10 protein-coding genes are annotated in these 10,955 nt (G+C 43.5%); 9 read left to right on the top strand and 1 reads right to left on the bottom strand.

Annotated elements, in window-relative coordinates; translation table 11 throughout:
- Positions 1-407 precede the first annotated feature (407 nt).
- The 3 genes from SHK35_RS13475 (at position 408) to SHK35_RS13485 (ending at position 2,655) form a co-directional block, all read left to right on the top strand.
- A complete protein-coding gene (locus SHK35_RS13475) occupies positions 408-1,145 on the top strand; it encodes a Fic family protein (protein ID WP_318710168.1) in 738 nt (245 codons plus the stop codon).
- Positions 1,146-1,547: 402 nt separating this feature from the next.
- Entirely contained in the window at positions 1,548-2,123 is a 576-nt protein-coding gene (locus SHK35_RS13480; RefSeq protein WP_191409768.1) for a hypothetical protein, read from the top strand.
- Positions 2,124-2,190: 67 nt separating this feature from the next.
- The gene (locus tag SHK35_RS13485) at positions 2,191-2,655 is read left to right on the top strand and encodes a hypothetical protein (RefSeq protein ID WP_191409766.1); all 465 of its coding nucleotides are present in this window, start codon (positions 2,191-2,193) and stop codon (positions 2,653-2,655) included.
- 3 nt (positions 2,656-2,658) lie between these two features.
- On the opposite strand, the gene SHK35_RS13490 is transcribed toward SHK35_RS13485, so the two are convergent.
- Positions 2,659-3,186, bottom strand: a complete 528-nt coding sequence (locus tag SHK35_RS13490; protein ID WP_318710169.1) for a DUF6512 family protein — start codon at positions 3,184-3,186, stop codon at positions 2,659-2,661.
- Between the two features lie 245 nt (positions 3,187-3,431).
- Between SHK35_RS13490 and SHK35_RS13495 the strand changes: the two genes are divergently transcribed.
- The 6 genes from SHK35_RS13495 to SHK35_RS13520 all read left to right on the top strand — a co-directional run bounded on the left by SHK35_RS13495 (position 3,432) and on the right by SHK35_RS13520 (position 10,503).
- Positions 3,432-4,013: a hypothetical protein gene (locus SHK35_RS13495; RefSeq protein WP_318710170.1), complete on the top strand. Its 582-nt coding sequence runs from the start codon at positions 3,432-3,434 to the stop codon at positions 4,011-4,013.
- An 89-nt stretch (positions 4,014-4,102) separates the two neighbouring features.
- Complete coding sequence (locus tag SHK35_RS13500) at positions 4,103-4,780, top strand: response regulator transcription factor (protein ID WP_318705611.1); 678 nt, start codon at positions 4,103-4,105, stop codon at positions 4,778-4,780.
- Between the two features lie 7 nt (positions 4,781-4,787).
- Complete coding sequence (locus tag SHK35_RS13505) at positions 4,788-6,257, top strand: HAMP domain-containing sensor histidine kinase (RefSeq protein WP_318710172.1); 1,470 nt, start codon at positions 4,788-4,790, stop codon at positions 6,255-6,257.
- Positions 6,258-6,271: 14 nt separating this feature from the next.
- Positions 6,272-7,552, top strand: coding sequence for a GTPase HflX (gene hflX, locus SHK35_RS13510; protein WP_318710173.1), 1,281 nt, complete (start codon positions 6,272-6,274; stop codon positions 7,550-7,552).
- Positions 7,553-7,611: 59 nt separating this feature from the next.
- Positions 7,612-9,744, top strand: coding sequence for a DUF2339 domain-containing protein (locus SHK35_RS13515; protein WP_318710175.1), 2,133 nt, complete (start codon positions 7,612-7,614; stop codon positions 9,742-9,744).
- A gap of 18 nt (positions 9,745-9,762) precedes the next feature.
- Complete coding sequence (locus SHK35_RS13520; RefSeq protein ID WP_318710176.1) at positions 9,763-10,503, top strand: hypothetical protein; 741 nt, start codon at positions 9,763-9,765, stop codon at positions 10,501-10,503.
- Positions 10,504-10,955 lie beyond the last annotated feature (452 nt).

Below are 10,955 nucleotides of genomic sequence, written 5' to 3' on the forward strand. Positions count from 1 at the left end.
TCGACTCCCGTCTACTCCATCGAAAAACACTGATAGAAAGGGGCTTTCTTGAAGAGCTGAATTAAAGGGTAATACATTTTTACTTTCATCATTATTTTTCGCCAAAGCCAGAGAAGATGATTATCGCAGTAATTGTCTTCTCTGGCTTTGTTAAAAGGCTAAATTTGGTTTTTAAATTGTTTGATAGTATTTTTACTGTATATGTTCTTTTCCAGTAATACAAGAACCAAATAAAATAGACAATAAATTAGAAAGCAGAAAAAGAAATTAAAAATATTTGTTTGTTTTGTTGTGAGAAGGAAAAGAACAATATGACATTTAAATTGGATATATATCAATAAAAGACGGTTTATCAAGTTTACTTTTATTTCCAACTTAACTTGTAAATATATGAGAGGAGAATGATTATGAGTAATAACAATAAAGAATTTTTAGACTTTCTTTTATCAAGATTCAAAATAGAAAGAGATAAATTTGATAGATCAGGTGTATATGCTTACACACAACGTTTACTTGCCTACAATTCAAATAAAATTGAGGGGAGTACACTTACAGAAGAACAAACAGCTTCACTATTTGATACCGGCACTTTACCAAAATCCGATGATTATTATAGAGCTAAAGATATTGAAGAAATGAATGGGCATTTTCTTATGTTTAACAAAATGTTAGATACATTAGATGAACCATTGTCACAGGAATTGATTAAACAATTTCATTACGAATTAAAGTCTGGTGTATTTGAGGATCGAGCGAATGGATATGCTATTGGTGATTATAAGCAACGTCCTAATATGATTGGTATGTATAAAACCGTTAGACCAGAAGATGTCGCTCATGAAATGTGCTTGCTTGTAGACTGGTATTGTGAACAGAATGTAAATATTTTTATATTGGCTGAGTTTCATGCTAAATATGAAAGCATACACCCTTTTCAAGATGGGAATGGGAGAACAGGCAGATTAATTCTTTTCAGGGAGTGTCTAAAAAATTGTATCATACCAGTTGTAATTGAAGATGCAAATAGAAATGAATATTTGGAGTCTTTAAAAGAATATAGAGAAGAAAAATCTTTGAATAAATTAATTAGTTTGTTTGAAAAAGAACAGCGATTCTATTTAGAAAAGTGTAAGTATTTTATGTAGGAGTGGGATGAAACCCGCCGGGCACACTAAAACGCAGGGGGAGCTTATGCTCAGCTCCCCCTATTTTGAATTGTCCTGCCTCTTATGGCATTAAAGACAGAACGGTATGACTTCTGCTCCGAAGCAAGGCAGGCAAGCCAATAGGTTACATGAGCTTCCGGATTTTTAAGACCTGGTATCAGTTTCTCATCGTTTGATATTTCTGCAGAGACTGTAAAAGCATACAATTAACACTTGAAAACGAAACCAACAGAAATAGCATACGTATAGCTGAGGGGCATCTTGATTTAAATACTCCTTCCTTGTAACTTCGGAAAGAATCACATATAATGTGAAAGAGAGAAGAGATTCAATTTTACTGCTGTTGAGCAGTTCACTTAAAATGAAAGGGCTTGGATGTCTATGAAAAAAAGTGCGAGTGCAGTTTCGGTTATAGGAGGAGCGGATGGCCCCACATCAGTTTTTGTGCTTAAGAAGGATGCAAAGCTTACGCTGAGACAGAAAATGGGACGCTTAAAAAACAGGGCAAAGCGGTTTTATGTGGAGAAAACGCTCAAATGTGAAGGCCACAGCATGGATGAAGTGATGGAGTACATTGTAAATAGATATGGGTTTGTGGAAGTGGCTGAGGCTTCTGATGAAGCAGCAGAAGAGTACAATCAGATGAGGGCATCCTTCATTATCCAGTATGCCCCGGAATTGCTGGGGGAGTACGCTTTGCCTCCTCAATTAAAGAGCGAATCGCCAAAGGATGTGGAGGTTTATTTCAAGCAAAGCGAAGAAAGAATGAAAAAGGCGTTGGAAGTGGCGCCCGCAGTATTTGATATTGACTTTCATAAATTCCAAAAAGCATCTGATGATGTAAAGGATAATATACATATTGTGATTGAAAAAAAGTATGCCTATATTGGTGGCGGAGCTGCTGGCAGCAAGAAGCTGATTAAGAAATTCAATCGTATCTATAAAGACTTGAAATGACATTTGGAAACTGTAATGGCAGGCAGTGCAGCTGTGGTTTACAGATCAACTGCGGAAAGGAGCAATAATGATAAAGAATAACGCATTGAACCCGATTTATGTAGAAGAAATAAAGTCGGCACGACGGGAGAATGCTGTAAGCAGAGCAGAAAACAGCGAAGAAGATTCGTCTTTTTCAAAAGTACTTGCGGACAGACAAACAGATTGTCCCTATGGATACCTGGCAGAAAATGGGGTGATTGTGTATAACGGGGTTGTTTTTGTGTGTGATCCCAGGACAAATTCCATCTGCCTGGGAGATATGAACGATCCAAAAGAGGTTTTGAGAATCAGCCTTCCCAGCGGCGGCAGCTTAAGGGTCAATGTAAATAATTTCGGTGATATTTCAAAAGCTGCGGGAATGTTTTCACCGGAGGATTTGAATGCAATACTGCGTGCGATTTCACAATATAATCATTGCACAAAGAAGCTTTATGAAATAGAGCAGGAAGAAAATGAAGTGATGAAGCTGCGGTCAAAGCTGCCGGAGTAAAAATCAGAGCGCCTGGATGCCATAGCCTTTGGTGACCGGGTTCTGAAACAGCGGTGTGTCAGGCGGCGCAAAGGTGAAGATAAAAAACAAGCCTGTCAGGATCAGAAGGAAAAGGATGCTCAGGCCCTTAAAGCCGGGGGCTTTCCGAAATTGCACCAGATAGCAGACGGCGAAGGAAAAAACCACGGAAAGTAAAAAGATTGCGATATCTGTGGGGAGAGAGTGGAATCCAAACATAAGCAGAAGGGCATAAAAAGCTTCGGGAATAAAAAGAAGGCCTGCGGCCACACCTGAAAATATGGAGGTGGCAAAAACAGGGGATTTTTTTTCAGAGAAAAACAGGCGCAGCAATGAAAAAAGCAAAAAAGGAAAGAACAGAAGCTTTAAATGCTCCCAGGTGGATTCATTTACGGGGCAGAATAAAGCCACAAGAATGTTTTCCTTTGAAAGGTCATATGCAAAGTGCCCAAAAGAGCCTAAAGCGGCAGTAAATAGGATTCCAAGCCCCTCTGATTTCCAAAATTCTTTCATGAATGCCCTCTTTTTTTATTTTCTTATACTAAAATGTATTCTGCAGAATCTAAATACATGTCTAGCCCATCTCTGATGTGTTTTTGACCATAATAGGGTAACCGTTTTTCCGTGGAGTTATACAGTGCGAAAAGAGGATTAAACAGGAAAAGAAGCAGCCGCTGCAGGCAAGGAGCCTGTTGAAATCTGCCGAAGATAATGTTATATTAAACCCATATGATGAGGAAAATGTCGGGAGTGAAAGGATGGACGAAAAAAGGACACTAGAGGAAAGGGAATTGATTTCGGGCGGCTTTTTGTTTTGCAGCAAAAAAGATGCCGAATTGGCGGAGACGGAGCGGAAAAAGATTGCTTATCTGGAGGAAAGAATGGATTATTCCAATCCGGAAAAAATATGGCAGATATACGAAAAAGCAGTGCAGGAACGTATTTTTATTACGCCCACAGGTCTTTCTTATTTGAAAAAGGTGCAGGATTATCTGATGGAACAGCCGGAGATACCAAAGGATAGCCTGTCTCCTATTCCCTTGCTGCATACCTATGACAGAGAACTGAGGGAGAAACAGAATCCGGCCAGAAACAGACTGCGGATTCCCAAGCCCAAAAAGAAGAAGCAGGCTGCGTTTCCCATATCTGTGATTCTGAATATCCTTCTTTTGATTACGGTCATCGTGATGTTTGCCATCACACTAGACAGCGACAATCCCAATGTGCTGAATTACGAAAGAGCTTTGACAGACCGGTATGCGTCCTGGGAACAGGAGCTGACGGAAAGGGAGCAGACCCTGCGGGAGCGGGAAAGGGCCTTGGAGATAGAAGAGCAATGATGTTTTCACATTTTTGACATAAATTTGCGGTATGATACTTACAACGGAAATAGATTTGCTGCTTTGGAAAGGCGGGAGCGGATATGGCAATAGATAGATTGAAAATTCTTGTTGTAGATGATGAAAGCAGAATGCGTAAGCTGGTGAGAGATTTTTTGGTGAAAAGTAATTTTGAAGTGCTGGAGGCTGCAGACGGCGAAGAGGCAGTGGAGATTTTTTTTAACCAGAAGGATATCGCGCTGATTGTGCTGGATGTGATGATGCCCAAGATGGACGGCTGGCAGGTGTGCAGAGAAATCCGCAATTACTCAAAGATACCTATTATTATGCTGACGGCTAAATCAGACGAGCGGGACGAACTCCAGGGATTTCAGCTGGGCGTGGATGAGTACATTTCAAAGCCCTTCAGCCCGAAAATACTGGTGGCCCGCATCGAGGCCATATTGCGCAGGACAAACCAGCTGAACCGGGATGAAATTATAAGCTGCGGCGGCATTTCCATTGACAAGGCTGCCCATCAGGTGTTGATAGATGGAAAGCCGGTTGAATTAAGCTATAAGGAATTTGAGCTTTTGACCTATTTTATCGAGAACAAGGGAATTGCCCTTTCCAGAGAGAAAATTCTAAATAATGTCTGGAATTACGACTATTTTGGCGATGCCCGTACGATTGATACCCATGTGAAAAAACTGCGCAGCAAAATGGGTGAAAAGGGCGATATGATAAAGACTATCTGGGGAATGGGCTATAAGCTGGAGGAAGAATAATACTGCTATGAGGCCATCGATCAGAAGACAGTTTGCATTGATTTTTATTGGATTAATGGCCGGCATCATATTGATGTGCTGGCTCATTAACAGTATTTTCCTGGAAGAGTATTACACCAGGACAAAGCGAAACGTGATATATGACGCTTACACCACCATTGCCCAGGTAACAGGCAGCGATACCTACAGCTCTGAAGTATTTCAGGAGGAACTGGACAATATCTGCCGAATGTACAGTATAACGGTGGCGATTATCGACGTAAATTCCCAGACCCGGTATCTTTCCGAAAATGGAGGCGACTATCTGGAAAATAAGCTGATCGGCTACATTTTCGGCTTTCAGCCTGCAGATCTGCAGATTTTGGAGGAGGGGAAGGATTATACCATTCAGAAAACAGGCCCGGCGGGTAATCAGTCTTTAGAGATGTATGGCAGACTGGATACGGGGATTTCCTTTATTTTAAGTACGCCTATGGAAAGCATTCAGGAGAGCGCAAAGATTGCAAACCGCTTTTTTGCTTATGTGGGATGTCTTGGAACCATTGCAGGAGGCGTCATTATCTGGTTTGTATGCAGGAAAATGACAAAGCCCATACTGGAATTAAACCGCATATCCGAGCGCATGGTTCACCTTGATTTTGAAGCAAAGTACCATGATAAGGCAAATAATGAAATCGATATGCTGGGGGAAAATATCAATAAGCTGTCGGCCAGCCTGGAGGAGTCCATTTCGGAGTTAAAGACGGCTAACAATGAATTACAGAAGGATATTGAGAAAAAAGAAAAAATTGACGAGATGCGCAAGGAATTTCTTTCCAATGTGTCCCATGAGCTGAAAACGCCGATTGCACTGATTCAGGGCTATGCGGAGGGACTGAAGGAGGGGATCAATGACGATCCTGACAGCAGAAATTTTTATTGCGAGGTCATCATGGACGAAGCCGCCAAGATGAATCATATGGTGAAGAAGCTGCTGACGCTGAACCAGCTGGAATTCGGCAATGATGTGGTAAGCATGGAGCGCTTTGACATTGTAGCACTTTTAAAAAATTATATTCAGTCGGCTGGAATTCTTACGAAGCAGAACGGGATAGAGGTTCGCATGAAGGACTATGCGCCCGTCTATGTATGGGCGGACGAGTATAAGACAGAGGAAGTGTTTATGAATTATTTTTCCAATGCGGTAAATCACTGCGCTGGAGATAAGATTATTGACGTTAAGCTGGAAAATGGGGATGGGCGGGTGAGAGTGTCTGTTTTTAACACTGGCGAGCCTATACCGGCAGATTCCATTGACCACATATGGGAAAAATTTTATAAGGTGGATAAGGCCAGAACCCGGGAATATGGGGGGAGCGGTGTTGGACTCTCCATTGTGAAGGCAATAATGGATTCCATGAACCAAAAGTATGGCGTTGAAAATTATACAAACGGCGTACTGTTTTGGTTTGAGCTTGAGACGGTGCAGGAAAATTAGACGAAAGGAAGTTTATGAGGGAAGAGACAGGAGACATAGCTTGGAAAAAGGTGCTTTTAGTGGGGGTGGACACAGGAGAAGAGAAGGATTTTGAACGTTCCATGGAGGAACTGAAAAATCTTGCCCAGGCCGCCTGCAAAGAGGTGGCAGGAATCATCACACAAAGGCTTTTTACCGTAAACAGGGCGTTGTACATCGGAAGCGGAAAAGCTGTAGAGGTAAAAGACTTTGCCGGAGAATGCGGAGCAGAGGAAGTGATTTTTGATAATGCCCTTTCGCCCTCCCAGGTGAGAAATCTCACCGGCATACTGGAGCTGCCGGTTTTGGACAGGACGAACCTGATTTTGGATATTTTTGCTCTGAGAGCGCAGACCAGGGAGGCAAAGCTGCAGGTGGAGATGGCAAAGCTTGAGTATATGCTTCCCAGGCTTGTAGGGCTCCATGAAGCGTTGAGCAGACAAGGCGGCGCCAGCGGCAGCATGAGCAGCAAGGGAACCGGCGAGAAAAAGCTGGAGCTGGACCGCAGAAAAATTGAACATCGTATCAGTGAGCTGAAAAAGGAACTGGAGCTGGTGGAAAGATCCAGACAGACCCAGAGAAAGCGGCGTAAGGACTCCCAAATTCCACAGGTTGCCCTGGTGGGGTACACCAATGCAGGAAAATCCACCATATTAAACCGAATGGTAGAAAAATATGGGGAATGCCCGCAGAAAACAGTGATGGAAAAGGATATGCTGTTTGCTACTTTGGAGACAAGCGTACGCAGTATTGATGTGGACGGCAGGCCCTTTTTGCTGGCAGACACAGTGGGGTTTATTCACAAGCTTCCCCATGGATTGGTGAAGGCATTCCGGTCTACCCTGGAGGAGGTGAGGAATGCGGACCTTCTGGTGCAGGTGGTGGATTTTTCTGATGAGAATTACAAACAGCAGATAGAAGTGACGCAAAAAACGCTAAGGGAACTGGAAGCAGGAGACATTCCACAGATTTTGGTGTATAATAAAGTGGATAAATGCCGTTTGGAGGCAGAGCTGCCACAGATAAGAGGGGATCAGATTTATATTTCAGCAAAAGGGAACAGGGGAATTGAAGAACTGGCAGAAATGATACAGAGCAGAGTGTATGCGGATAATCAGGACTGCAGGTTTCTGATTCCGTACGATAAGGGAGCGGTGGTTTCCAGCTTAATGGAAAATGCTTCTGTTTTGGAACGGGAATATACGGAAAGGGGTATTTTGCTTCATGTAAACTGCAGCAGGCAGGAGCGGGCAAAATATGAAAGCTATGCCCTGTGAAGGCAGGTCTCCCCAAATTTGTTTATTTAGAAAGAGAAACACAGGAATGAGGATGGAATATGGATATCAGGGAAAAGGATGAAGCAAGGGGAAAGCTGGAAAGCTTGGAGGAACGGGTCCGGCTGCTGCTTTCCCAGTCTCAGGATCGGGAATTTACAGCGTATCTGCAAAATTTTATGCAGCGGGTGATACAGCAGAAATATCAAACGGACCTGCTTTTGGATGAACTTGAGAGAAGCCTGCGGATGTATCAAAACAAAATGGAGCAGCCTAAGTCTGGCTCCTATACATATGTTTCGGCCAATCAATATGTCTCGTCTAATCAATATGTACCATCCAATCAATATGTTTCAGCCAATACCGTGCCGGAGAGTGCGCAGATTGAAAAGCCAAAGAAACAGATGCTTGGAGGAAGCGGAGAGTTTGCCGTCGGGGCAGTGCTTTTGAGCGTGCTGGGAGGAGCCTTTATTCTGGCGGCGCTTGTGATGGCTGGAATCAATTATATGAACGGATTTGTGAGGGGAATGAGCCTGTACGCTTTTTCTGCTCTGTTTTTGCTGATATCAGAAATTTTTATTTACCGCAGGTGGAAAATATTGGGCAGTGTGCTGTCGGCGGTGGGAATCAGCGGACTGTTTTTATCTACGGTGCTCAACTATCTGGTTCTGCATAATTTCCCGGGATGGATGGCTGTGCTGCTTACTGCTGTAATTATGATTTTTGTAGCGCTTTTGAGCAGAAAGCGGGATTCGGCATTTTACAGGATACTGGGTCTGATTGCCTGCTATCTGTGCTTTATTCCCATTGGAGTGGGGATAACGGATGCAGAGTTTTTGGTGGTCTGCGGTATGATCCTGCTTACTAACATCGTTTGTGTGTTCCTTCCCGTAAATAACTGCCGCACGGGGGTAAATATCCTGCACATGCTGGCAAACACTGTTTTTGCACAGATTTTTATCTGGAGAGCCATGTGGTGCCAGATAGCGCCTGAGCCCAGGATTATCTTTCTTTTAAGCTCTCTTTTCGTCCTGCAGCTTTTGCTTGTGACATCTGCAAGGCGCGGGCAGAAAACGGAAGGAGTGCAGGCAGCCTACGGCATAAGCGGCGTGCTTTATCTGTCTATTTTCTGCTTTGAAATTGCAATGCACGACAGGGAGAGCCTGTTTTTCTGCTGGGGTGTTTTGCTGGGAATTGCACTTATATGTCTGATAGGATTTCTGCTTCTTTTAAAACATAAGGAAAAATGGTGCATCTATACCTTTGCAAATCTGACGCTGATGATTCTGGCCTTGTTTCTGGAGGGAGTGCAGGGACCGATATTCTGGCTTGCACTGCTTGTGATTGCAAAGCTTTTGTCAGCCTTCCGGCCTGTTTTCCTGCTGAAGGTAAATGATGTAATCCTGACCACGGCAGTGAGTCTCATGGCGCAGGCATTTCGCTCCATGCCTGCTGGCCCGGAGGATTTACTGTGCGGGAATCTTTTGCTGGCCGGAGTTTTGGTGAGTGTTCCATTCATCAGCTTCTTTCACCCCTATTATCAGATATTGACTACCTATACAACGGCATTCTATTTGATGCTTTTGATGCCGGCCATGCTGAAGCTGCCTATTTTTGTGGGAGTGCTCTTTGGTGGAATTCTGCTGTTTAACAATGTAAGCAGATGGAGGGGGAAAAATATTATTTTGTTTAATGCCCTTGCCCTTGCGGGACAAATTGTATGCTTTTTATGCCTTCTTTGGCCGGGGTATCGAAATGCTTATGTCACCTATTTGTGCATGCTTGTATTTGGCCTTGCCACCATTGTAATTACCTTCCATGAAAAATACAGCATGAATTTTGGCAATAAGTCCATGATAACGGCGGTGTTTCTTACTTATATGGCATTGATTGTCAGACTGGGGCCTTCAGTGGTAAACAGTATTTTATTGATGCTGATTGCGCTGGTTGGCGTGGCGGCAGGATTTGTGGAAAAGAAAAAGAGTGTTAGGATATATGGCTTAGTGCTTTCTCTTTTGGTTTGTGGTAAAATTGTCCTATATGATTTTATGGGAGCGCCCACACTGCAAAGAACCATTCTGCTGTTTTCAGTGGGGGTAATGGCGCTTGTGATCTCAGGAATTTATATTATACTGGAAAAAAAGAATGCTTTGGATCAAAATGCGCCAAAAAAGGAAGAGGAAATACCTCAATAAAGGAGACGGACGGGAGAAATGATGAGAAAAAAAATCGTAAGAGCAATTGCACAGGCCGGCGCCGTAATATTTTTGCTGACCGGATGCAGCAGCATGCCGGAGCTGACTCCTGAGCAGGAGGAGGCTATAGGGGAATATGCCGCGGTAACGCTGATGAAATACGACGCGAATAACAGGAGCAGGCTGGTAGACTTGTCCACAGTGGAGGTGCCGGAGACCCTTGCTGAAGAGTCTCAGGAGACAGAAGCTCCTGCCGCAGAGACGGATTCTTCTGCAGAGACACCCACAACAGAGGCTGCCGCAGAAACAAATGTGCCGGAAAACAACGAGGCTGCCAGTATGGAGGCGTTTTTTGGACTGCCGGAAGGAGTGACAGTCACCTATCAGGGATGCAATACCTTCCAGGTTTATCCGGATGAAAACGAGGGCTCAGAATATTTTATGCTGGAGGCCTCGGAGGGCAACAGCCTGCTTGTGCTTGCATTTACCATCGCAAACCAGACGGGAAGCGATGTAGAGGTGAATCTGCTGGAGGAAAATATTATTTACAGGATAACTGTAAACGGAGACACTACACGAAACGCATTGATGACCATGCTGCTGAATGATATGTCTACCTACAGAGATACCATCGCAGCGGGTGAAAGCGCCGATGTGGTTCTGATAGCGGAAATGGATCAGGGAGTGCTTTCCTCAGTGTCAAGCATTTCCCTCAGACTGCGAAGTGAGACAGAAAGCTACACAATACAGCTGCAGTAACAAAATTTTGTAACAGTACAGCCCGCGCCATTCGCAAAGCCGCGCCAAGGCGCTTTTTCGCTGCTTTGCAGCTGCCTTTGCTCATTATCGGGCGCTCCGCTTATAAGCTGTATGGCAGGCAACTTCATGCAAGCATGAGTTGCCTGCCATACAGTTTATAGCTGAACTGTTACAAAATTTGTAAAAAAAGGGTAAAAAAAAGTAAATTTGGTGTTGACAACGGGATGACAGGATGATATACTCATTTTCGTTGCTGAGGGAAATTTCATTGCAACAAAGAATTTACTTTATTTCATCTCACAAAACCAGATGAAAAAAATAAAAAAAGCAGTTGACAAAGCGGAGGAAGCGTGGTATTATGATCAGGCTGCCGCAGAGGAAACGGCAGATGCACTTTGACAAATAAACAGTAATGCAGACCTGAAAATTCCAAAAAGGAAGACATTCAGAGG

The sequence above is a fragment of the Candidatus Acetatifactor stercoripullorum genome, assembly GCF_944382095.1.
In the GTDB taxonomy this organism is placed as follows: Bacteria; Bacillota; Clostridia; order Lachnospirales; family Lachnospiraceae; genus Acetatifactor; species Acetatifactor stercoripullorum.